Annotated in this window: 22 protein-coding genes; 15 read left to right on the forward strand and 7 right to left on the reverse strand. The window is 56.2% G+C overall.

Features of this window, described 5'->3' with window-relative positions:
- Positions 1–10 precede the first annotated feature (10 nt).
- On the forward strand, positions 11–721 hold the full coding sequence (locus EM595_RS00940; protein ID WP_067426919.1) for a class I SAM-dependent methyltransferase: 711 nt from the start codon (positions 11–13) through the stop codon (positions 719–721).
- Positions 708–1451, forward strand: coding sequence for an aspartate/glutamate racemase family protein (locus tag EM595_RS00945; RefSeq protein WP_067426920.1), 744 nt, complete (start codon positions 708–710; stop codon positions 1449–1451). Before EM595_RS00940 ends, EM595_RS00945 begins: the two co-directional genes overlap by 14 nt.
- A 60-nt stretch (positions 1452–1511) precedes the next feature.
- On the opposite strand, the gene EM595_RS00950 is transcribed toward EM595_RS00945, so the two are convergent.
- Positions 1512–2594, reverse strand: a complete 1083-nt coding sequence (locus EM595_RS00950) for a YncE family protein (protein WP_067426923.1) — start codon at positions 2592–2594, stop codon at positions 1512–1514.
- 245 nt (positions 2595–2839) lie between these two features.
- Between EM595_RS00950 and EM595_RS00955 the strand changes: the two genes are divergently transcribed.
- The 3 genes from EM595_RS00955 to EM595_RS00965 all read left to right on the forward strand — a co-directional run bounded on the left by EM595_RS00955 (position 2840) and on the right by EM595_RS00965 (position 5791).
- The gene (locus EM595_RS00955; protein WP_067426924.1) at positions 2840–4654 is read left to right on the forward strand and encodes a glycoside hydrolase family 15 protein; all 1815 of its coding nucleotides are present in this window, start codon (positions 2840–2842) and stop codon (positions 4652–4654) included.
- A gap of 167 nt (positions 4655–4821) precedes the next feature.
- Positions 4822–5058, forward strand: a complete 237-nt coding sequence (locus EM595_RS00960; RefSeq protein ID WP_067426927.1) for a biofilm development regulator YmgB/AriR family protein — start codon at positions 4822–4824, stop codon at positions 5056–5058.
- A gap of 316 nt (positions 5059–5374) precedes the next feature.
- Positions 5375–5791 carry a bleomycin resistance protein gene (locus EM595_RS00965; protein WP_067426930.1) on the forward strand — a complete coding sequence of 139 codons (417 nt, stop codon included), beginning with the start codon at positions 5375–5377 and terminating at the stop codon, positions 5789–5791.
- Between the two features lie 92 nt (positions 5792–5883).
- On the opposite strand, the gene EM595_RS00970 is transcribed toward EM595_RS00965, so the two are convergent.
- From EM595_RS00970 to EM595_RS00980, 3 genes are all read right to left on the reverse strand, one after another.
- Positions 5884–6549 (reverse strand): DUF2268 domain-containing putative Zn-dependent protease, encoded by a 666-nt coding sequence (locus EM595_RS00970; RefSeq protein WP_067426933.1) that lies wholly within the window; start codon positions 6547–6549, stop codon positions 5884–5886.
- A gap of 39 nt (positions 6550–6588) precedes the next feature.
- On the reverse strand, positions 6589–6939 hold the full coding sequence (locus tag EM595_RS00975; protein WP_067426937.1) for a hypothetical protein: 351 nt from the start codon (positions 6937–6939) through the stop codon (positions 6589–6591).
- Positions 6940–7185: 246 nt separating this feature from the next.
- Positions 7186–7419, reverse strand: a complete 234-nt coding sequence (locus EM595_RS00980) for a hypothetical protein (RefSeq protein WP_157883832.1) — start codon at positions 7417–7419, stop codon at positions 7186–7188.
- Between the two features lie 151 nt (positions 7420–7570).
- Here EM595_RS00980 and EM595_RS00985 point away from each other — a divergent pair, with 151 nt between their 5' ends.
- The 4 genes from EM595_RS00985 to EM595_RS01000 all read left to right on the forward strand — a co-directional run bounded on the left by EM595_RS00985 (position 7571) and on the right by EM595_RS01000 (position 12713).
- Positions 7571–7864 (forward strand): hypothetical protein, encoded by a 294-nt coding sequence (locus EM595_RS00985; protein WP_067426941.1) that lies wholly within the window; start codon positions 7571–7573, stop codon positions 7862–7864.
- 269 nt (positions 7865–8133) lie between these two features.
- Positions 8134–10107: a methyl-accepting chemotaxis protein gene (locus EM595_RS00990; protein WP_067426944.1), complete on the forward strand. Its 1974-nt coding sequence runs from the start codon at positions 8134–8136 to the stop codon at positions 10105–10107.
- A gap of 103 nt (positions 10108–10210) precedes the next feature.
- Complete coding sequence (gene ahr / locus EM595_RS00995; RefSeq protein WP_067426947.1) at positions 10211–11227, forward strand: NADPH-dependent aldehyde reductase Ahr; 1017 nt, start codon at positions 10211–10213, stop codon at positions 11225–11227.
- Positions 11228–11414: 187 nt separating this feature from the next.
- On the forward strand, positions 11415–12713 hold the full coding sequence (locus tag EM595_RS01000; RefSeq protein ID WP_067426949.1) for a VOC family protein: 1299 nt from the start codon (positions 11415–11417) through the stop codon (positions 12711–12713).
- 48 nt (positions 12714–12761) lie between these two features.
- On the opposite strand, the gene gorA is transcribed toward EM595_RS01000, so the two are convergent.
- On the reverse strand, positions 12762–14114 hold the full coding sequence (gene gorA / locus EM595_RS01005; protein ID WP_067426952.1) for a glutathione-disulfide reductase: 1353 nt from the start codon (positions 14112–14114) through the stop codon (positions 12762–12764).
- 141 nt (positions 14115–14255) lie between these two features.
- Between gorA and rnz the strand changes: the two genes are divergently transcribed.
- Positions 14256–15167 carry a ribonuclease Z gene (gene rnz / locus EM595_RS01010; RefSeq protein ID WP_067426956.1) on the forward strand — a complete coding sequence of 304 codons (912 nt, stop codon included), beginning with the start codon at positions 14256–14258 and terminating at the stop codon, positions 15165–15167.
- Positions 15168–15174: 7 nt separating this feature from the next.
- Here the strand turns inward: rnz and EM595_RS01015 are convergent, their stop codons facing one another.
- Entirely contained in the window at positions 15175–16017 is an 843-nt protein-coding gene (locus EM595_RS01015) for a 23S rRNA (adenine(2030)-N(6))-methyltransferase RlmJ (protein ID WP_067426959.1), read from the reverse strand.
- A 354-nt stretch (positions 16018–16371) separates the two neighbouring features.
- Here EM595_RS01015 and EM595_RS21330 point away from each other — a divergent pair, with 354 nt between their 5' ends.
- The 4 genes from EM595_RS21330 to rsmJ all read left to right on the forward strand — a co-directional run bounded on the left by EM595_RS21330 (position 16372) and on the right by rsmJ (position 20778).
- On the forward strand, positions 16372–16842 hold the full coding sequence (locus tag EM595_RS21330; protein ID WP_225701152.1) for a YuaE family lipoprotein: 471 nt from the start codon (positions 16372–16374) through the stop codon (positions 16840–16842).
- A gap of 107 nt (positions 16843–16949) precedes the next feature.
- Complete coding sequence (locus EM595_RS01025; protein ID WP_067426961.1) at positions 16950–17855, forward strand: hypothetical protein; 906 nt, start codon at positions 16950–16952, stop codon at positions 17853–17855.
- Between the two features lie 113 nt (positions 17856–17968).
- Positions 17969–20011: an oligopeptidase A gene (gene prlC, locus EM595_RS01030; protein ID WP_067426963.1), complete on the forward strand. Its 2043-nt coding sequence runs from the start codon at positions 17969–17971 to the stop codon at positions 20009–20011.
- An 8-nt stretch (positions 20012–20019) separates the two neighbouring features.
- Complete coding sequence (rsmJ, locus tag EM595_RS01035; protein WP_067426966.1) at positions 20020–20778, forward strand: 16S rRNA (guanine(1516)-N(2))-methyltransferase RsmJ; 759 nt, start codon at positions 20020–20022, stop codon at positions 20776–20778.
- Between the two features lie 47 nt (positions 20779–20825).
- On the opposite strand, the gene uspA is transcribed toward rsmJ, so the two are convergent.
- Positions 20826–21269: a universal stress protein UspA gene (gene uspA, locus EM595_RS01040; protein ID WP_067426968.1), complete on the reverse strand. Its 444-nt coding sequence runs from the start codon at positions 21267–21269 to the stop codon at positions 20826–20828.
- Between the two features lie 405 nt (positions 21270–21674).
- Between uspA and uspB the strand changes: the two genes are divergently transcribed.
- Entirely contained in the window at positions 21675–22010 is a 336-nt protein-coding gene (uspB, locus tag EM595_RS01045) for a universal stress protein UspB (RefSeq protein ID WP_067426971.1), read from the forward strand.
- Positions 22011–22048 lie beyond the last annotated feature (38 nt).

Raw genomic sequence — 22048 nt, forward strand, 5'->3', positions numbered from 1 at the left:
GGAAAAACCCTTGTTAGACTCACAGAAAGTAAAAGCATTTTGGGAAAGTCGTTCGAAGTACTATCACCAGTTGCCTTTTGAAAGCATCGCTAATCTTGAGCAGGATCCACAAAATCTTGATCTCAAAATCCGCGACGAGACACAAAAAGTCTTTAGCTGGCTGCCGGATATTGCCGGAAAAAGCGTGCTGGATTTGGGAGCCGGTGTCGGTCAGTGGACGTTTCGTTTTCAACAGCGTGGCGCGCGGCAGATTACTGCCGTGGAGTTTTCTGCCTCACTGGTGGAGATTGGCCAACTGGAAGTACAGCAGCGCGGTATAACCAATGTGGAATTCGTGCATTCCGCTGCGGAAACCTATCGCAGCAGCCACCCTTTTGAGGTGGTTTTCATTTCCGGACTAATGATCTATCTCAATGACGATCAGGCTGAAACGCTGGTTATGCATCTGAAGCAGCACACCACGCCTGAGAGCATTATCCTACTGCGCGACGGCACCGGCGTTGGCGAACGTTATGAAATTAACAACCGTTTTTCTGCACATCTGAATACGGATTACTCCGCCACTTACCGTACGACACAGCAGTATCAGGATCTCTTCGATCGTCATGGCTTTACGCTGATCGAACAGGACAACATGTTTCCTGAAGGCCATCCGTTGAATAAATATCCGGAAACGCGCCTGCGCCTTTACCGCTTCAGGAAACAGCATGGTCAAAATTGATCCCATTTATCCAGCAGTGAGCTGGCCTGCTGATGAAGGCGTACTGGGTGTGGTGGGCGTCGCGCCTTGGGCAACGCTTGATTTCTGTCAGCAGCTTTACGCGCTGACAAAAGTGGAAAAAGAGTGGGAATACCCGCGGCTTATCATCGATAACAACAGTAAGATCCCCAGCCGTGGCCGCCATTTGCAGCTCGGCGAGCGCGATCCTTCACCCTGGATCCAGGCCACCATTGATACGCTGGCGGAGATGGGTGCCACGGTAGCGGTGGTGCCCTGCAATACCGCGCATATTCTCTGGCCGCGCTGGAGCCAGAACAGCGCAATTCCGTTGGTTAGCATTATTGATGCCACCGCATCCTCCGTGCGTAAAAAAGCCGCCTGCGTGGCGCTACTGGGATCGGAACTGCTCTGCGCCAGCGGCCTGTATCAGCAGGCGCTTGCCGCGACCGGCTGCACGACCGTTGCGCTGAGCAGCGCAGAACAGCAGATCGTTTCTGACTGCATTGCCGCCATTAAAGTTGCGCGCCGGGTGCCAAAACCCTTGCTGGCGCAGCTTTATGGTTGCGTCAGCCAGCTGGAGACGCGCGGCGTCACCACATTGATACTGGCGTGTACGGAATTGAGCCTGTTGAAGGGCAGTGCGGTGTGGCAGGGGCTGGAGATTGTTGATTCAAACGCGTCGCTGGCGCAGGCCTCTCTGGAGGCAATTGGCTATCAGAAATGGGCGTGATGGCCGCCAGTAAGTACGGCCAGTCGTTCTTTATTGCGCCATCCGTGGCGCGCAAAAAGCTTAACGCAGATCGACACGTACGACGCGGTCCGGGCCTTTTGAGGAATGGTCTTTGTTGAAGTCCTGCTTCACGGTGACATACAGCGTTTGGCCATCTTCCGACAGCAGCAGGCTGTTTGGATGCGGCGTGAAATCCCAGCTGTTTTTTACCGCGTAGCTGGTGGCGTCCAGCTGCAACACTTTGCCGGACTCGCGCTGGCTGATGTAGATCTCATTGCGTTTGGCATTGAACTTGATGCCGAGGCTGTCGCCGGTATCGAGCTGCTTGATTACCTTGCCGCTGCGCTCATCAAACACCAGCGTCGCTTTGGCTTTCGAGTTATCGGTGACAAACAGGCGACCGGTGGCCGGATCTTCCGCCATGTTGAGGAACAGATAGCTTTTGCCGTCGCCTGGCGTCCAGCGCTGCTCGATTTTGTGGCTACGTGGATTAATCACCAAAATCTCTCCGCTGCCGTTGGCCGCATAAATGCGATCGGTAACCGGTGACCAGAGCAGGCCGGTTACCCATTTGCCGGCATTTTTAATGCGCGCTTTCAGCTTCAGCGTTTTCGCATCCACTACCCAAATTACGCCGGGATCGCCCACGCCGCCAATCCAGAGCATGCCGTTGTGGTAGATCACTTCACGCGTGCCGAACGGGAAACCCTGCGCGTTTTTCTCGTTGAAATTCAGGCGCTGGGTGATTTTACCGGTGGTGGCGTCAATGGCGCTGATGCCGCCATCCAGCGAGTTGGTGGTGTAAAGCACAGTGCCGTCGCTGTTGCGGGTCAGCGCGAAGTTTTTCAGGTCGGTGTGGGTCTGTAACTCTGTCTGCAAGGTGGCGGGATTTAGCTTATAAATCACGCCGCCGTTGTCTTTAAAATCTCCGGCGCTGGCCACCCACAGGGCGTTTTTCGCTGAAGCAATTTCGTAAAGGCCGTTGCCCAGTTCGCGCTGCTGCACGTTGCTTTGCTGGGTTTGCACCGGTGATGCCGGTTCGGCCACTTTTTTAGCCGCGGGCGCCTGGCAGGCAGCAAGGCTCAGAGCGGTCAGTGCGGCCAGCGTGGCACCCGCAAGACGTGTGCGAATCAGTTGTTTCATTACCTACTCCATCGTGAATCGGCTTTTCAGGGCGGGAACCATAACCGGCACCGCGAACGGTACGTTGCATGGCTTTATGCTAATGCGAATCATACTCATTGTTAATTTCAATGTAAACGCTTGTTCCGCCGCCGTTTTCAGTGTGCGGCTGCCGTCACAACCCTGCTTATCGATGGTCTACGCTTTAATTATCGAGACAAAATCGCCGGTTAAACCGCGGCGCCCGCCAGGAGAAAATAGACAACGTGAATAACAAGCATGACCATTCACCGGCTCGCGAAGCCGGTTTTGCCGGGCTCGGCGACTATGCCGCCATTGGCGAAGGACGCTCGGTGGCCCTGATTGCTCCCGACGGCGCTATCGACTGGTGGTGCGCGCCAAACCTCGATTCCCCCGCGCTGTTTGATCGCCTGCTGGACAGCCAGCTCGGCGGCTATTTTCAACTGGTGCCGGATGCACCGTGGCGCATGCAGCGCTGCTATCGCGAGGCGAGCAACGTGCTGGAAACGCGCTATGAAACTGATACTGGCGTGGTGAAAGTGACCGAGTCGATGAACAGCACCTTTGCGGGTCGGCTGCCGTGGAATGAGCTGGCGCGGCGGGTAGAAGGCATCTCAGGCAGCGTGCGCATGGTAATCCGTCTGCGTATCGGCACGCAGGCGGAAACCCGTTCACCCTGGCGCACCGACGCGCACGGCCATCCGCTCTATCACGTCGCCGATCTGATGGCGATGCTGCTGCGCACCGATGATGTGGTGCTGGACTCACAAAACGATGAGGGGCTGGACGGCTACCTGACCACTTCTGCCGGTTCACGTTCGGTGATTGCGTTGGTTGCTGCGGCGAAAGAGCCGCTGGCGGTGCCGCCGATTGAGAAGGTCGACGAGCGCATCGACACCAGCGATTGCGCCTGGCGCAACTGGGTTGACGGACTGAGCTGGGATGCGGGTTATGCCGATGAGGTAAAGCGATCGGCACTGGCACTGAAGTTTCTCTGGTATGCACCTACCGGTGCGCTGGCCGCAGCGGCCACCACGTCACTACCGGAAGGGCTGGGCAAAGAAAAAAACTATGACTATCGCTACGCGTGGATCCGCGATGCCTGTTTGATTATCAAGGCCTTTATTTTCCTCGGCGCGCTGGAGGATTCCAAGGCAGCGTTCTCCTGGCTCTCCAGCACCATTATGCGGCACGGTGTGGAACACCTGCGCACCTGCTATACGCTGGAAGGGGGGCTGGTGCCTGAAGAGCGCTATTTACCGCTGGAAGGTTATCAGGGTACCCAGCCGGTGCGGGTAGGCAACAACGCCAGCCAGCAGGTTCAGCTGAGCATGTATGGCGATATGCTGGCGACCGCACGGCTGTTTATTGAGGCGGGCCACGTGCTCGATCTCAACACGTCACGCTTGTTGGGCCAGCTGGCAAACTGCTGTGCCGACAGCTGGCGCGAACGCGATTCTGGCATCTGGGAACTGCCCGACAAACGGCATTATACCCATTCAAAAATGGCCTGCTGGCTGGCGCTGGATCAGGCGGTCGTGCTGGCAAAATGTGAGCACATCGAGCCAACATGGATGGCGCGCTGGGAGCGGGAACGCGATCGTATCCGTGACTGGATTGAGACCCACTGCTGGTCGGCTGAACGGCAGGCCTACACCTTTTACGCCGGTAGCGACGATCTCGATGCAGCGATTACGCTGACGCACCGCTATGGCAGTCAGGTCAATCCTGAACGCATGCGCTCTACGCTTGCGGCGATCCGCCACGAGCTGGGACACGATTCCGCGATGGTCTATCGCTATTCCGGCGTGGAGAAAGAAGAGAGCACCTTTCTGGCCTGCTCGTTCTGGCTGGTGGAGGCGCTGGCGGCGCTGGATCAGCAGCCGCAGGCCAAAGCGCATATGCAGGAGATTCTGGCCTGCCTCGATCAGACCGGCAACGTCGATATCTTTAACGAGATGTTTGATACGCGCACACGCGGCTGGCGCGGCAATATGCCGCAGGGGCTGAGCCATCTGGCGTTGATTTGCGCCGCTAAAGCGCTGGGAAAAGGCGCATAAGCCGGGCCGTGTCGCAGGACGCTGATTTATTTGTCTCAGCAACTGGCGCAGCGGCAAAGTTGAGCTAGTTTTACTGAGCGCCTCAGGAGCACATTAACAATAACCTGATGGATGATTCCTGTTTCGCCCCCGTTAGTCGGGGGCTTTTTTGTGTACCGGAGAAAAGCATGTCCATGCAAACCACCACCGACGAACAGCTGCGTCAGTACATGGCGCAATCTGAGCAGACTGCCAATCCGCAGACTACCATTGAGAGCCTGAAGGGCGAGATGATCGCCAGCGGCATCACGGTCAGCAACAAAGCGCTGTTGGCGATTGTGATTGAGCGCCTTGAAACCGAATCCGACCCGATCAGGCAATCGGTACTGCGCGACACGCTGGAACTGCTGTTGATGAAGCCGTAATCCGACGATCCTGACGATCGCAGTCGCCGAACATCGATCCTCGCCTTTAGCCAGCGCCGCTGGTTAAAGGCCGTTAACTGAAAATAACCAGCGACAGCCTGCTTGCCTGGCCTTTCTGGCTTTTACTGCGCAACATGCTGGCACAGTGCGCATCACGCCGGATAATCACATTAACTTACCATTTCGCCCGGCATCAGTTCGCCAGCCGCAGCCGGAAAAGCCAGCGTTGATCCTCACGTTTTTAGCGCAAGCCGGTTTCATCCTTATTCCCCCCTCCGTTATGCTTGCACGACCTTAATAAACAGGACGTGATGCCATGTCTCAGCAGGAAATAGTCTGGAATCGCATGGTGCCGGAATTAACCGTCACTGATTTTGCGGCGTCGCTGAATTTTTATGTCGAGGTGCTGGGCTTCAGCATCATCATCAGGCGTGAACAGCCCGATTTTGCTTATCTTGCGTTAGGCGATGCGCAGCTCATGCTGGAGCATTATCAGGACGACGGCTGGAATACGGCGGAATTGATCAGGCCGTTCGGCCGCGGCGTTAATTTTCAAATCGAAGTGGATGATATCGCGCCGCTGGTTGCCCGCCTGCAGGCGCACGGCATCCCGCTCTATCGTCCGCTGCGTGACAATACCTATCGCGTTAACGATGCCGAGGTCTGCCAGCGCGAATGTCTGGTACAGGATCCGGATGGCTATCTGCTGCGCTTTAGCCAGTATATGGAATAGCGGCATGCCCCGAGGCATCAGGCATATCAGGCTGCGGGTAAAAATGTTAATCCAATACCTATCGTATACGCCAGTCGCAAAGCGGGTGGGCTTTAACCTGCGATGACGCCGCGCACGATCGCCGCGGCGATCACCTCGTTTGCTGAAACCTCAACCCACTGCGTGGCCGACGGAGCACCGATCTGTTCGCGCCATGCGCCCGCCATGGCATAGCCCAGGCTGTAACCGGCCCAGCGCGGCAGTGATGCGGTGCCAAAAAACCAGGCGGCATGATCGTAATGACGCTCAGCGAGCATGGCGGCGGTAAGCGGCAACTGGCGCAGCTGTGAAAGGCTTAACGCACATTCCCACCTTTCCGGCGCACTGCCGAGCAGCGTGGTAACAAATTGTCCGGCTAAGCCTTCGCTGACCAGCGCCTCGCCCAGCGTCCAGCCATAGCCCGGTCCGGCCATGCGCAGGCAATGATGCACCTCATGCAGCAGTTGACGATGCAGGGTGCCGTCTTGCAATGCGGCTGGCAGGGCCGGGTTCTGTGGATCAAGGCTGATGCTGAGCAGGGTAGCGCTCCAGGCGCGACCGAGCAGGCCGATTTCTGGAATAACCTGGCCGGGCGCGGGCTGGAGCAGAATATCCAGCGGCGGTGGCGGCATCCATGCGGCAACCGTGGCGTAAGCGGCTTCAGCCTGTTGCACAACGTCAGAACGCCAGGCGGCCAGCGATCCGTTGGCTTCCAGCCAGTGCAGTGTCCAGTTATCCATCTGTACGCCTTTTAAGGTTGGAGCAAACCGCCACGGCGGCTAGCGCACGGTGGCTTCGTCATCGTCACGCAGCTCGTGCAGTTTGATCTCGCGCCGTGGCGCACTGGCCAGCCTCTCGCTGCTGTATTTTTCGCTGAGATCCGGCAGGCTGGTGAACTGACCATCCAGGAACAAAAAGCTGAGCTGGCGGGAAATATCTTCCAGCACCGCCTCTGCGGATTCATAAAATTCGCCTTTTGTGGCATTGCCATCCACCTCCCAGTGAAAGCCAGCGCCCTCTTTTTCAAAGGTTCCAATATCCACAATATGCCCATCGATGTTCTGCGCCAGAATATGGTCATCAAGCAGATAGAGGTTATAAGGCATAAGATCGCGGTTATTCTCCGACATAATAGGTTCCTGCGTTGTGAGGGGGAGAGGTAAGTATAGTGAACATGAGAAAAGGTCAACCCACTGCTGGGTTAATTGCGCTGAACCCAGGCTTAAAATAAGCGTGCTGCAAGCGTGACGTATTAATTGATGATGCGTTGTGCCGCTGCGCTAAATAAGCACTACCTGCAGAAATATAAAGAAAATACCTCCTGAGCCATAAAAAAGAGGATGCGCGAGCATCCTCTTTTCAGACGTAAAGGCCGATTAATAAGCGGGAGCGTTATGCAACTGATGCACGGTACCACGGCTTTTCGCCGGGTGCAGCGTGCGCCGCGCCTGCCATAACGCCAGCAGTCGCGCTTCATCTTCTTCCTGCTCAGCCTGCCAAACCAGCTTGGCCAGCAGCGCATTTTTGCCGGGCTGTTGATGTTCATGAATCAGCTGCAGTACCGTTTCGCCAATTACCCGGTTCATATCATGCATAAGGTCATCAGACATCAACATCACTCCTTTATCATCAATAAATAAGCAGGCAAAAAATTGCCTCACGCTTACAGTATAGAATATGACGCAGCGGCAAAAAAAAACCGCTCCGGCAAGCCAGCTTTTCATAAGCTACCTTTATTGTTCCACGACAAAGGAGAGAGCAATGGCTGATTCAACCTTGATTGACACGCTACATTTTCCTGAAGACGCACCGGTACAGCAGTATGAAATTTATGGCGACGATGAAAAAACGCCAACCTATGCGGTCATTTCCCGGCGCGACGGCGACAGCTGGCAGAAGCTGGATGAAACGCTGAGCTTCGCGGCACAGGATGAACAGGAAGAAACAGGGACCATGGATTATGGTTACAGCGACAGCATGCCCGACCTGCGCGATCTGCCCGCCGAGGCGCGCGAGCGTTGTGAGCAGCACTGGCAAAAGAGTAATACTATCTGACAGATAACCTGGCCGGGAGCCTTTCCCGGCTTATATTCTGCTAGCAAATCCCTCGTTTTACATCGATATAACCAATCTCAGCGATAGCTAAAGATTTATCCGCTGTGGGCGATAACCTGTGTGTATGGCGATTTTCAGTTCATTGATGAAGCCTGAGCGCAATACCGGGTTCTGATCGCGTACGGATCTGCTCTTAGCCCCTCTTTAAAACACCAGCATGCGCAATTCTTGCCGCACTTATTATCATAATTACTAGCGAAAACAATAATATGAACCTTATTAAGGCGATCGCCTCACGTTTGCCCGGCATCCGCTCAGGGCGTGGAAGTCAGCCCGCTAACGGCACCTTTGATTGTCGTCAATTACCCGCCTCGCTGAAAAACGCCGGGTTGCCGGGTCATGCCGCCGGTATTTTGCTGAACTTTGTGCCGCCAGAAGCTGACTTTCAGCAGGTGAGCCAGGCCTGGCAGCGTTTTACATCAGCCGATTTAACCGTTATTTCTCTGTCATCCAACGGTGCGCTCAGCAGCAGTGGTCGTCAGACCACCTATTGCGAAGGCAACGGTCAGGAAGGCAGCTGGCTCTGGCTGCCGAAAAGCCTGATTGCGCAGCATGAGACGCACATTGTCGATCTGCACGTCAGCGACACGCAGACCGCCGCACAGCGTATCCGCGCGATTCAGCAGGAGCTGGAGCGGCTGCCGCTGCGCATGCCGCTGTCTGCCGATCGCACTTTTGCAATGATTTACTGCGACGGCCTTTCGGCGTCGGAAGGCTTTATGATGCAGGCCTGGTATAACAGCGGGCGTTTCCCCTGCCTGGCGATCGGCGGTTCTGCTGGCGGCAAAGTGACCTTTGATGGCACCTGGATTGGCGTTGGCGGTCAAGTCCTGCAGGGCAAAGCGGTGATCGTTTTCTGTCAGATGGCACCGGGCAAATCGTTCGCACCCTTTAAAAGCCAGAACTTTACGCCGCTGGATAAAAGCTGGCTGATTGCCGAAGCCGATCCGGTGGCGCGCACCGTGACCTCGGTGTTTGATGCTCAGGGCCAGCAGCAGCGTTTCACCGAGGCACTGGCGAAGCAGATCGGCTGCAATGAGCAGCAGCTCAGCGAGCGGCTGAAAGGATTAACCTTCGGCGTAAAAGTCGGCGAAGAGTATTTTATTCGTTCTATCGCCAAAATCAGCAGCGACAGCGTGCAGTTCTTCTGCGATCTGGAGTTTGGCGATCGGCTGTTCCTGATGCAGGAGACTGATTTTAAACAGGCAACGCGTCGTGACTGGGAACGATTTATCGCCGGACGTAGCAAGCCCGCGGCGATCCTGATGAACGACTGTATTCTTCGTCGCGTCGGCAACGAAGGTCAGCTGCATAACGCGCACTTTTTTAAAGGCCTGCCCGCAGCCGGTTTCTCCAGCTTTGGTGAGATTCTTGGTGTGCCGATCAACCAGACGCTGTCGGCGCTGGTGTTCTTTAATCAGGACGTGAAGGCGATGACGCAGTTTCCGGTGGAATATGCCGGTTACGCCGCACACTATGCGCAGCGTGCACTGCGTCGTTGGGAAGCGCTGAACAGCGTACAGACGCGGGTGCTGGATCGGGTGATCAACTATCAACAGGAGCTGGCGCCGCTGATGCAGGCGCTGCCGGTACTGGAAGCGGCTACGCAGAGTCAGGGCGACGCGCTGGGTATGGCGGAGAACAGCATTCGCGCTATCAGCGCCATCGCCACCGAAAGCCAGCAGGCGCAGAGTCGTCTGGGCGAAGGGCTGGATGATCTGGAGAAAATCTCCAACGGCATCAACGAAATTACCCACGGCATCAGCAATATCGCCTTCCAGACCAATATTCTGGCACTGAACGCCGCGGTGGAAGCGGCGCGCGCCGGGGAGGCGGGCCGAGGTTTTGCCGTCGTCGCGGGCGAAGTGCGTCGTCTGGCGCATTCCTCAAAAGAGCAGGCAGAAGCTACCGCCAGCAACATCAGCGACGCGGTGAGCACCATCTCGCACATTCGCGGCGTGGCCAGTGATACCGTTAAAACCGCCACCGATATGGCGGAGCGCAGCATCAGCGCGGCGGATACCATTGCGGCCATGAGCCATCAAACGCGCAATGAGCGCGCCGATATTGCCAAACATCTTGGCAGCCTGCGTGAACTGACGCTGGGCATGGATGCGATGCAGGAAGCGGTGGCGCAGCTGAAAGTGTTGCAAACCTTGTCAGGCAATCACGAAAAAGCTTAATTTTGCGTCAAAACAACAACAAAGTGCGGCGTTCAGCGATCGGCCAGGCAGCCTTTAGCCTGGCTTGTTACACTTGGCTGGGAATAATCACGTTGAGGTAACAATGAAAATTAAAAGCTATGCTGCCATGCAGGCGGGCCAGGCGCTCGAACTTTACGAATATGACGCGGCTGAATTGGCCGCTGAAGAAGTCGAAGTGGAAGTGGAATACTGTGGCGTGTGCCACTCCGACCTGTCGATGATCGATAACGAATGGGGCATTTCTCAGTTCCCGGTTATCGCCGGACACGAAGTGATTGGCCGGGTTTCTGCACTGGGCGATGCCGCAAAAAGCAAAGGCCTGAAAGTGGGCCAGCGCGTGGGCATTGGCTGGACCGCGAAAAGCTGTCAGCACTGCGACGCCTGTATCAACGGTGAGCAGGTAAACTGCCAGCAGGGCAGCACGCCGACCATCATGAACAAAGGCGGTTTTGCCGAGAAGCTGCGCGCCGACTGGCAGTGGGTCATTCCGCTGCCGGAAAAACTGGACGTGGCCTCTGCTGGCCCGCTGCTGTGCGGCGGTATCACCGTGTTCAAACCGCTGCTGATGAGCAACATCACCGCGACCAGCCGCGTAGGTGTGATCGGCATTGGTGGCCTGGGCCACATCGCGATCAAAATTCTGCACGCCATGGGCGCTGAAGTGGTGGCATTTAGCTCCACGCCGGATAAAAAGCAGTCGATTCTCGATATGGGCGCCGACGAAGTGGTTAACAGCCGCGATGCAGAAGCGCTGAAGCAGCAGGCGGGCCGTTTTGACCTGATTCTCAGCACCGTTGCGGTCGATCTCGACTGGAAACCGTACTTTGCGGCGCTGGCGCCAAAAGGCAAGTTCCATACCGTGGGTGCGGTGATGAAGCCGTTCCAGGTTGGCGCATTTGACCTGATCATGGGCGATAAAGCGGTCACCGGCTCTTCTACCGGCTCGCCAGGCCAGTTGCGTTCACTGCTGCGCCTCGCCTCGCGTGCTGACATTGCACCACAGGTTGAGTTTTTCCCGATGTCAGAGATCAACAAGGCGCTTGAGCACGTGCGCGCCGGTAAAGCCAATTACCGCGTGGTTCTCAAAGCTGATTTTTAATCAGTTGCCGTTGTGATGCGCCGCTGTCGTCTGCTCCGGCAGCACGGCGGCGCATTGCCCGTTTCTCCGCCCTGAATTTCCCCCACAATTGTGACCGCCCCGCTAGTGCGCCTGCACGCAATGCAATAGAGTCTGCTTTTCCCGCCGTCGCCTGAACCCGGTTTACGCATGACGAAGAGGCCAAGCCATGAATTCGCACTCTGTTTCTCCCGATAGCATCCGCGACGCTTTCTCAAAGGCGATGTCGGCCATGTATCAGCAGGAGGTGCCGCAATATGGCACGTTGCTGCAGATCGTCTGTGAGGTGAACGCGCACTATCTTCAGCAGTATCCCGATACCTTTACGCCGGACAATCCGCTGGCGGTTAACCGGCTGGAGGTGGAGCGTCACGGGGCCATTCGCCTTGGCAGCGCCGCCGAGCTGGCGACCATGCGGCGGCTGTTTGCCGTCATGGGCATGTATCCGGTGAGCTACTATGACCTCTCCGCGGCGGGCGTACCGGTGCACTCCACTGCGTTTCGCGCCGTGGATGAAGCGGCGTTGTTGTACAATCCGTTTCGCGTGTTTACCTCGCTGTTGCGGCTGGATCTGATCGACGATCTGTCGCTGCGCGAACAGGCGAGCCAGATTCTGGCGCAGCGCGATATTTTCAGCCCGCGTACCCGCGCGTTGATCGCCGTGGCAGAGCGCGACGGCGGGCTAACCGCTGCGCAGGCAGAAGAATTTGTCTCCGAGGCGCTGAAAACCTTTAAGTGGCACAGCGATGCGCAGGTCGATCTGGCAACCTACGAGGCGTTGCTCAATCATCACCGGCTGATTGCCGACGTGGTGAGCTTCAAAGGGCCGCACATCAACCATCTGACGCCGCGCACGCTGGATATCGACCGTGTGCAGGCGTGCATGCCCGATTATCACATCACGCCGAAAGAGGTGATTGAAGGTCCGCCGCGCCGTCAGGTGCCCATCCTGCTGCGGCAAACCAGCTTTAAAGCGCTGAGCGAGACAATCACCTTTACCGACGCCGCTGCAGGTAAACACACCGCGCGCTTTGGCGAGATTGAGCAGCGCGGGCTGGCGCTGACGCCCGCCGGGCGTGCGCTCTACGATCGGTTGCTGCAGGATGATGCCGATTTCAGCGCCTTCCCGGACGACATTGCCGCCATTCGCCAGCAGCAGCTCGGCTATTTCCGCTATACGCTGCAGCCGGGCGCCACGGTGCCTGCCGGTGCCACGATCGCGCAGCTTGAATCGCTGATCGACACAGATGTGGTGCGCGTGACGCCGATTATCTATGAGGATTTTTTGCCGGTCAGCGCCGCCGGTATTTTTCAGTCGAACCTCGGCAGCGAGCGCGGCAAAGTCAGCAAGGGCAACCCGAATAAACAGGCGTTTGAGCAGGCGCTGGGCTGCGCGGTGCTGGATGAATTTACGCTCTATCAGCAGATCGAGGATCGCTCGCTTGCCGCGCTGTTTGCCGCGAGATAAACGCAAAAAGGCCAGCTTTCGCTGGCCTTTTCATGACACCGTGGGTGATTAACGCATGGTGACAAACTCTTCCGCACCGGTGGGGTGGATCGCCACGGTGTTATCGAAATCGCGCTTGGTCGCACCCATTTTCAGCGCCACGGCAAAGCCCTGCAGCATTTCATCCATGCCGTAGCCGATGCCGTGAATGCCGACGATCTTCTCTTCTTTGCCGACGCACACCAGCTTCATGCGGCACGGCTGACGATGCTGCGTCACCGCGGTATACATGGCGGTAAAAGCAGATTTATAGACCTTCACCTCATCATCGCCATACTGTTCACGCGCCTGCGGTTCGCTCAGACCCACCGTGCCGATTGGCGGATGGCTGAAGACCACGGTGGGCACGTTGCTGTAGTCGAGATGCTCATCGGGCTTGTTGTTGAACAGGCGCTCAGAGAGACGGCGACCGGCGGCGACCGCGACCGGCGTTAGCTCAATGGCACCGGTGTTATCGCCAACGGCATAAATGCCCGGCACGCTGGTGTTCTGATACTTATCAACGCTAATGTAGCCTTTCTCGTTCACCGCCACGCCGGACGCTTCCAGGTTCAGGTTGTCCGTCATTGGTTCGCGGCCAATGGCCCATACCAGGCAATCAACGGTAAAGTTCTGGCCACCTTCCAGCTGCAGCGTCAGGCTGCCGTCGCTGTTTTTCACCACCGCTTTTGGCGTGGAGTTTGTGTGCAGCGTTGGGCCTTCGGCGTTCATCACTTCCACCAGCGTTTCCACGATCAGCGGATCGAAGCTGCGCAGCGGCGCATGTTTACGGACGAACAGATGCGTCTCGGAACCCAGCGCATTGACCACGCCCGCCAGTTCAACCGCAATGTAGCCTGCGCCGATCACCGCGGTGCGTTTTGGCAGCGCCGTCAGCTCAAAGAAACCGTCAGAATCGATGCCGTGCTCGGCACCCGGAATGGTCGGACGTGAAGGGCGGCCACCGGTGGCAATCAGGATATGATCGGCGGTAATCTGCTCGCCGTTCACTTCCACAGTGTGGGCATCAACAAAGCGGGCAAAGCCGCGGATCACGTCAACGTTGTTTTTACCCAGCACGTTATCGTAAGAGGTGTGAATGCGGTCGATATAGGCGGTACGGTTTTTCACCAGCGTTTCCCAGCTGAAGTGATTTACCGTGGTATCAAAGCCATAATCGGGGCCGTACTGATGAATCGCTTCGGCGATCTGAGCCGCGTGCCACATCACTTTTTTCGGTACGCAACCGACGTTAACACAGGTGCCGCCAAGCTCTTTGGCTTCAATCAGCGCGCATTTTTGGCCATGCATCGCCGCACGGTTAATTGAAGCAATACCGCCGCTGCCGCCGCCAATCGCAAGGTAGTCATAATGTCTGGTCATTTCGCCTGTCCATCAGTCTCTAAAATTAGGAGTAGAGTGTAACGCGTGTCGGTGAATTGCCGCAAAGTTTGCATCTATGATTGTAATAGGGTCGGGACGCGTCGCGCTCGTCTGCCATTGAACATCATTATCAGGACACTTATGCAACTGACTTTTCTTGGAACCTGCGCGGGCACGCCCAGCCTGCAAAGGAACGTTACCGCCATTGCGCTCACGTTTTCGCAGCGCGGCGATACCTGGCTGTTTGACTGCGGCGAGGCGACGCAGCATCAATATATGCGCAGCGCGCTAAAGCCGGGCAAGCTGGAAAAAATCTTTATTACGCACCTGCACGGCGATCACGTTTTTGGCCTGCCGGGTTTGCTGACCAGCCGCTCGATGGGCGGCTCGATGACACCGCTGGCGATCTATGGTCCGCCGGGCATTCAGGAGTTTGTGGAAACCACACTGCGGCTCAGCGGCTCGTTTGTCACCTTTCCCATGACCATTCATGAAATTGGTGCCGGGCTGGTGCTGGACGATGGGGAATTCACCGTTACCGCTTATCCGATGGCGCATGTGATCGAATGCTACGGCTATCGCATTCAGCAGCACGACAAGCCGGGCTGGCTCGATGCAGAAAGGTTAAAAGCCGATGGCATACCGAGCGGCTGGTGGATGCAGCGTTTGAAACGCGGCGAAACGGTGACGTTGAAGGATGGCCGCGTGGTGGATGGCAGCGCCTATCTTGGCCCCGCCACGCCGGGCAAGGCGATCGCCATTTTTGGCGATACCGGTCCTACGCCGGATGCACTGGCGCTGGCGGCGAATGTGGATGTGATGGTGCATGAAACCACGCTGGAGCACGCGATGGCAGAGAAGGCCAATAGCCGTGGCCATTCAACGACCATTCAGACGGCGACGGTGGCAAAAGAGGCGGGGGCGAAACGGCTGATCGCCACCCATTTCAGCTCGCGCTACAGCTTTCAACAGATGGCGTTACTGCTGGCGGAATGCCAGTCGGTGTTTCCCAACACCGAGCTGGCGCGCGATTTTGCGGTATTTGATATTTAGCTGCCGGTTATTCCGGCACGATCACGTTGACCACCGCGTGGCCGGTGCCGGCCGGCACCAGCGTTTTGTGCAGCCACGGCAGGACGTCGCGCATCTGCTGTTCCAGCTTCCACGGCGGATTGATCACAATCATGCCGGAAGCGGTCATGCCGCGCTGATCGCTGTCAGGGCGCACCGCCAGCTCAATTTGTAGGATATTGCGAATGCCGGTGGCCTGCAGTTCAGCCAGCATGCGTTTAATTTGCTGGCGCAGCACCACCGGATACCAGAGCGCAAACACGCCGGTACCAAAACGCTTGTGGCCTTCATGAATGCCTTTCACTACCGCCTGATAATCGCTTTTCATCTCATAAGGCGGATCGATCAGAATAAAACCGCGACGTGACAGCGGCGGCAGCTTCGATTTCAACTGCTGATAACCATCAGCACGTTCGGTGCGCGCACGGCTGTCTTTCTGGAACTCGTTGCGCAGCATCGGATAATCGCTGGAGTGCAGTTCTGTCATATGCAGCTTATCCATTTCACGCAGCAGATAACGCGCGATCAGCGGCGAACCCGGGTAGTAACGCAGATTGCCACCGGGATTCAGATCCTTCACGCTGTTGATATAGGGCGTCAGCAGCGCCGGTGCATCGGGCTGCTGCCAGATGCGCGCAATCCCTTCATGGTATTCACCGGTGCGCTCAGCGTGTGGGCTGTTGAGCAGGTAGCGGCCCGCGCCCGCATGGGTATCGAGGTAAAGGAAAGGCTTATCCTTCTCTTTCAGGGCGGTAATAATCAGGCTTTGCACGGTGTGCTTGAGCACGTCGGCATGGTTGCCGGCGTGGTAACTGTGGCGATAACTCAGCATGAAGAAGACTTCCGATAATCAAGGTGGCAATACGGTTACGCCAGAACGGCGTACATGCGGCCAGTATAACGATCTGCGCCTGAAAATGCTGGCAAGAATCGCCCACTCGCGGGAGATAACGCGCATTTAAGTTTCACGCTTCGCTGTCGCTCTGAACGAAGTAGAATGACTTAATTCCATACTGTATTATTTACCGCTCGAATTATGTCCGAAATTTAAGTAACTTAGCCCCCTGTCTTAGGTTTTACCTTTAAGAATGCCGGCTGATAGTGGCGATAACTGTCATTGCCGCGCAACTGGCCTGCCTGACCGGCAACGACACGGCGCATGATAAAAAACAGAATGGGTGAAAAAATGTTGAAACAATCGGGTCTTCTTGCGATCGGCGCGTTATTACTGGCGGGCTGTGCCAGCAAACAACCGACGCACAGTCTGGTTACACCGCCGCCACCGCAGATAGATCAGACCCAGCAGAATTCGATGGCGCCTGCTGACCAGGATAGCGGCGCGTTTGTGCCGGCTCAGTCTGCGGATACCTTCGCACCGGCGCAGTCTGCTGCACCGGCGGCCGATGGCAACACGGCGCGTATTCAGGAATGCCGCAAAGAGTTGGACGCCATGCAGTCATACAGCAAAGCGTCTTACGATGCCTATCTGGCTGAATTCCAGAAAGTGGGCGCGCAGACCAATAAATATCTGCAAATCAAAGGCGGAATTAGCAGCGATATCAACGATCTGGCCATGCCACGCTACCAGTTCCAGATTCGTGAACTCTGTTTCCGCATTAAAACGCGCCTGACTCAGCTTATTATCCGTCAGAGCTAATCATCGCGTTAAAATAAGCCTGTTCCTGATGACAGGCTTATTTTTATTTCTTTCCGGCTGGCTTATTTCGCCGCTTGCTTATCGGTTTTATACCAGGATGAAAAATAATGTCGCTATCTGCTCTTGCTCGCGGATATCGCTTTATTGGCATCATGCTGCCTGGTTTCGTGCAGGCACAATCTGATGATCAGGCGTTATTAGAGGTGTTTGGTCAGAGTTCCCGGCAACTTTCTTCTCAGCAACCCTTAATTAATCAGCCGGCTCGCGTCACCAATCCGCCCGCCGCCAACAATAAAGCGGTTGCAGGCGAACTGGCAGCGCTAAAAAAACAGATTGCAACGCAACAGCAGGTGATTAAGCAGCAACAGGCAATGATTGCCAGCCTGAAGCGCAGTACCCCTTCCGCAAAGCGCAAAGTTGCCGATCCGCAGAGTGATATTCAGCGTGACAGCTACAGCCTGGGACAATCGATCGCGGCCAACGCTCAGGGGCAACTCAAGCTTATTTATGATGCGGGGATTACTCTCGACAGGGATCAATTGGGTCAGGGTATTTTGTCAGGTTTACAGATGACATCGGCGTTGAGCAGTCATGAAACGGCAACGCGCTTTCAGGCGCTGGAAAAACGGGTTAGCCAGATGCTTCCTGAGAAAATAACAGCGGCTTATCAGCAGCTGGATAAACAAACTGTGGGTCAGCAGCCGATCAGCAACACTCACGGCATCCGCTGGTTCACTCGTTATTCAGTGAATAACCGGTTGCAGCCTGAACAAAAGGTGGCGGTTCAGGTAATAGTTAAAACGCGGGATGATAAAATCATTAATGATTTTAGCGATGATAATGTCACCTTCAATGCACAGTTGCCCGCGTTAATGTATGAGGCGATGTCGCTGACAGGCAAAGGCGGCGGCGTTGAAGGTTGGGCGCTGGCAAAAGATATCGCCGATCGCGAGCCGTTACCGGCGTGGATCGCGCCTTATGAGCTTATTCATTATATCCTGTCGATTAAGTAACCAGTGAGCAGGGTTGTTCGCCCGTCAGCCATTGATTTTCGCCTTGGTTAGCCGCATGTTAAAGAGATTGCGCGTGTTGCACGTGCTCATTCACTCTTAACAAGGACTGCGCTATGACCAATCCGTTACTCCAATCATTTACGCTTCCCCCTTTTTCTGACATCAAGCCTGAACACGTTGTGCCTGCGGTCACCGCTGCGCTGGATGAGTGTCGCCAGATGGTTGAAAAAGTGGTGGCGCAGGGCGCTCCTTATACCTGGGATAATCTGGTTCAGCCGCTGGCTGAAGTCGACGATCGCCTGGGACGTATTTTCTCACCGGTAAGCCACCTTAATTCGGTAAAAAACAGCCCGGAGCTGCGTGAAGTCTACGAACAAACGCTGCCGCTGCTGTCAGAATATGGCACCTGGGTGGGCCAGCACGAAGGGCTGTATCAGGCGTATCGCAATCTGAAAGAGGGCGAGCATTACGCGACGCTGAGCCTGGCGCAGAAAAAAGCGGTGGATAATGCCCTGCGCGATTTTGAGCTTTCGGGCATCGGCCTGTCGAAAGAGAAACAAAAACGCTATGGCGAAATCGCCGCGCGCCTGTCTGAACTGGGTTCGACTTACAGCAATAATGTGCTGGATGCGACCATGGGCTGGAGCAAGCTGATCACCGACGTTAGTGAACTCTCCGGCATGCCAGAAAGCGCGCTGGATGCGGCGAAGGCGCAGGCCGAAGCGAAAGAACAACAGGGCTGGCTGCTGACGCTGGATATTCCCAGCTATCTGCCGGTGATGACCTACTGCGACAACCAGGCGCTGCGTGAAGAGATGTACCGCGCCTATGCGACGCGCGCCTCGGATCAAGGACCCAATGCCGGTAAGTGGGATAACAGTGAAGTAATGGCGGAAGAGCTGGCGCTGCGTCATGAGCTGGCACAGCTGCTGGGCTTCGACTCCTACGCCGACAAATCGCTGGCGACCAAAATGGCGGAAAATCCGGCGCAGGTGACCGATTTTCTGACCGACCTGGCAAAGCGTGCCCGTCCACAGGCGGAGAAAGAGCTGGCTCAGCTACAGGCCTTTGCGCAAAAAGAGCACGGCATCAGTGAGCTGCAGCCGTGGGATCTGACCTATTACGGCGAAAAACAGAAACAGCATCTCTACACCATCAGTGATGAGCAGCTGCGACCTTACTTCCCGGAAGAGCGCGCGGTAAACGGCCTGTTTGAAGTGGTGAAACGCATTTATGGCATCACCGCGAAAGAGCGCAAAGATGTCGATGTTTATCATCCTGACGTGCGTTTCTTCGACCTGTTTGATGAGAGCGGCGAGCTGCGCGGCAGCTTCTATCTCGATCTCTACGCCCGTGAAAACAAACGCGGTGGCGCGTGGATGGATGACTGCGTTGGCATGATGCGCCTGGCTGACGGCTCGCTGCAAAAGCCGGTCGCCTACTTAACCTGTAACTTCAATCGTCCGCTGAACGGCAAACCGGCGCTGTTCACCCACGATGAAGTCACCACGCTGTTCCATGAGTTTGGTCATGGCCTGCATCATATGCTGACCGGCATCGACACGCCGGGCGTCTCTGGCATCAGCGGTGTGCCGTGGGATGCGGTTGAGCTGCCAAGCCAGTTCATGGAGAACTGGTGCTGGGAGCCAGAAGCGCTGGCCTTTATCTCCGGTCATTACGAAACCGGCGAGCCGTTGCCACAGGCGCTGCTCGACAAAATGCTGGCGGCGAAAAACTACCAGGCGGCGCTGTTTATCCTGCGTCAGCTGGAGTTCGGCCTGTTTGATTTCCGCCTGCATGCCGAGTTCGATCCGGCAAAAGGCGCGCAGATTCTGGAGATGCTGAAAGCGATCAAGAAGCTGGTGGCCGTGGTACCGAGCCCGGAATGGGGCCGTTTCCCACACGCGTTCAGCCACATCTTTGCCGGTGGTTACGCGGCGGGTTACTACAGTTATCTCTGGGCCGACGTGCTGGCGGCAGATGCTTACTCCCGCTTCCGCGAAGAGGGCATTTTCAACCGCGAAACTGGTCAGTCGTTCCTCGATAACATCCTGACGCGCGGCGGTTCCGAAGAGCCAATGGAGCTGTTCAAACGCTTCCGTGGTCGCGAGCCGCAGCTTGATGCGATGCTGGATCATTACGGTATCGAAGGATAACGCTTCGGGTGAAAATCTGTTTGATAGATGAATCGGGCGCCGGAGACGGCGCCTTATCTGTTTTAGCGAGCCGCTGGCAGCTGGAGCACGATGAGAATGCCATGATGGCGCTGGTGATGACGCCTGAGCGGCTGGAACTGCGCAAACGCGATGAGCCAAAGCTTGGCGGCATCTATGTCGACTTTGTTTCTGGCGCGATGGCGCACCGGCGGCGCTTTGGCGGCGGACGTGGCGAAGCGGTCGCAAAAGCGGTCGGCATCAAAGGTAACTATTTGCCCGACGTAGTTGACGCCACTGCGGGCCTGGGCCGCGACGCCTTTGTGCTGGCGGCGCTGGGTTGCCGGGTGCGCATGCTGGAGCGGCATCCGGTGGTGGCCGCTTTGCTGGACGACGGGCTGTCGCGCGGGTATCGCGATGCTGAGATTGGTGGCTGGCTGCGCGATCGGCTGACGCTGCTGCACGCTTCAAGCCTGGCGGCGCTGGCAACGTTGCAGCCTAAACCAGACGTAGTCTATCTCGATCCAATGTATCCACACCGGCAGAAAAGCGCGATGGTGAAGAAAGAGATGCGCGTTTTTCAGACGCTGGTTGGCGCTGATGATGACGCCGATGGTCTGCTGGAACCCGCACGTCGGCTGGCGAAAAAACGCATCGTGGTGAAGCGGCCTGACTATGCGCCGCCCCTGGCGGGCATCGCCACGCAGTCAGCGGTGGAGACCAAAAGCCACCGTTTTGATATCTATCCGCCACTGGTGGAAAACCCATAAAAAAAGGCGCTCACTGAGCGCCTTTTTGCTGGCGGAAACGGCGAGCCTTACTCGTTGTCGTCGTCTTCATCGCTCAGCGGCACAATCAGCATGTCGATATGGACGGTGTTGATCAGCTGGCGTGCTGAGGACATCAGCTTGCTCCAGAAATCCTGATGATGGCCGCAGACCACCAAATCGATATCGTACTTTTTGATCGCTTCAACCAGCACCTGGCCGAGATCACCGCTGCCGCTCAGCGTTTCGCTGAGTGGATATCCGGCGCTCTGCGACAGTTCGGTTAGCGCGTTGTGCGTCTCTTCAGAGATGCGCTTTTGCATGTCACCGAGGTTGACGTCAATCAGCCCGGTATAGAGGTCGGAATAGTTCACATCCACATGAATCAGTGACACTTTGGCATCGTAAGGGCGTGCCAGTGAGACCGCTTTATCGACCAGCAGCTTACTTTCCGGGGAAAGATCGACCGCAATCAGGATATGTTTATAAGCCATGATACAACTCCTTCCGTTAGAGGCGCGATTAGGTTAGCAGGTAAGTTTGCTCCATCACCATCATCTGTTTTCCATGACGAACCAGCAGGTTGAGCCGCCGGGATCGGCCTGGTGCGCAGCGGCGCCCTTCACCTGCGCCTTAATTATGACCTCCAGTATAGCGCCAAATGTTAACGGATGCTGAGCGAAGCAGCGCTGAATGCGATATCGATCGTCCGCTATTCGCTAACTTTTTGCGGCCAGTCAGAATCATTGCTGGAAAGTTTTTCTTTTAATCTCCTAAACTAGTAACAGGATCGATTTACCGGCTCGGATAGCTGCTTTCTCAGCATTCACTTTATTGTTCTGACAGGAAAGGCGTCAGTCGCCTTTTGCGTTCCCGCGAGTCGAGTTGGGAGGAAACAGATGATCAGCACCATCGCGCTTTTCTGGGCTTTATGTGTAATTTGCTTAATTAACATGGCACGTTATTTCTCCTCTCTGCGCGCGCTCTTATTCGTGCTGCGCGGGTGCGATCCTTTGCTGTATCAATATGTTGATGGCGCCGGATTTTTCACCTCTCATGGGCAGCCGAGTAAGCAGGTACGGCTGGTGCGCTATATCTGGGCGCAGCGTTACCGCGATCATCATGATGAAGAGTTTATTCGTCGCTGTGAGCGGGTGCGTCGGCAGTTCTTGCTGACCAGCGCGCTATGCGGCCTGGTATTTGTCAGCCTGATTGGTCTGGCGATCTGGCATTAGGTGAGCGTGAGGAAAGCGGCAGAGCAGGGCGAAGCGGG

The organism is Duffyella gerundensis (assembly GCF_001517405.1).
GTDB lineage: Bacteria > Pseudomonadota > Gammaproteobacteria > Enterobacterales > Enterobacteriaceae > Duffyella > Duffyella gerundensis.

What these genes read in the sequence shown, in the direction of transcription:
- EM595_RS00945 (WP_067426920.1), top strand. Translation starts at nt 708, where the DNA reads ATGGTCAAAATTGATCCCATTTATCCAGCAGTGAGCTGGCCTGCTGAT.
- EM595_RS00950 (WP_067426923.1), bottom strand. Translation starts at nt 2,594, where the DNA reads ATGAAACAACTGATTCGCACACGTCTTGCGGGTGCCACGCTGGCCGCA.
- EM595_RS00960 (WP_067426927.1), top strand. Translation starts at nt 4,822, where the DNA reads ATGTCCATGCAAACCACCACCGACGAACAGCTGCGTCAGTACATGGCG.
- EM595_RS00965 (WP_067426930.1), top strand. Translation starts at nt 5,375, where the DNA reads ATGTCTCAGCAGGAAATAGTCTGGAATCGCATGGTGCCGGAATTAACC.
- EM595_RS00970 (WP_067426933.1), bottom strand. Translation starts at nt 6,549, where the DNA reads ATGGATAACTGGACACTGCACTGGCTGGAAGCCAACGGATCGCTGGCC.
- EM595_RS00975 (WP_067426937.1), bottom strand. Translation starts at nt 6,939, where the DNA reads ATGTCGGAGAATAACCGCGATCTTATGCCTTATAACCTCTATCTGCTT.
- EM595_RS00980 (WP_157883832.1), bottom strand. Translation starts at nt 7,419, where the DNA reads ATGTCTGATGACCTTATGCATGATATGAACCGGGTAATTGGCGAAACG.
- EM595_RS00985 (WP_067426941.1), top strand. Translation starts at nt 7,571, where the DNA reads ATGGCTGATTCAACCTTGATTGACACGCTACATTTTCCTGAAGACGCA.
- EM595_RS00990 (WP_067426944.1), top strand. Translation starts at nt 8,134, where the DNA reads ATGAACCTTATTAAGGCGATCGCCTCACGTTTGCCCGGCATCCGCTCA.
- ahr (WP_067426947.1), top strand. Translation starts at nt 10,211, where the DNA reads ATGAAAATTAAAAGCTATGCTGCCATGCAGGCGGGCCAGGCGCTCGAA.
- EM595_RS01000 (WP_067426949.1), top strand. Translation starts at nt 11,415, where the DNA reads ATGAATTCGCACTCTGTTTCTCCCGATAGCATCCGCGACGCTTTCTCA.
- gorA (WP_067426952.1), bottom strand. Translation starts at nt 14,114, where the DNA reads ATGACCAGACATTATGACTACCTTGCGATTGGCGGCGGCAGCGGCGGT.
- rnz (WP_067426956.1), top strand. Translation starts at nt 14,256, where the DNA reads ATGCAACTGACTTTTCTTGGAACCTGCGCGGGCACGCCCAGCCTGCAA.
- EM595_RS01015 (WP_067426959.1), bottom strand. Translation starts at nt 16,017, where the DNA reads ATGCTGAGTTATCGCCACAGTTACCACGCCGGCAACCATGCCGACGTG.
- EM595_RS21330 (WP_225701152.1), top strand. Translation starts at nt 16,372, where the DNA reads ATGTTGAAACAATCGGGTCTTCTTGCGATCGGCGCGTTATTACTGGCG.
- EM595_RS01025 (WP_067426961.1), top strand. Translation starts at nt 16,950, where the DNA reads ATGTCGCTATCTGCTCTTGCTCGCGGATATCGCTTTATTGGCATCATG.
- prlC (WP_067426963.1), top strand. Translation starts at nt 17,969, where the DNA reads ATGACCAATCCGTTACTCCAATCATTTACGCTTCCCCCTTTTTCTGAC.
- uspA (WP_067426968.1), bottom strand. Translation starts at nt 21,269, where the DNA reads ATGGCTTATAAACATATCCTGATTGCGGTCGATCTTTCCCCGGAAAGT.
- uspB (WP_067426971.1), top strand. Translation starts at nt 21,675, where the DNA reads ATGATCAGCACCATCGCGCTTTTCTGGGCTTTATGTGTAATTTGCTTA.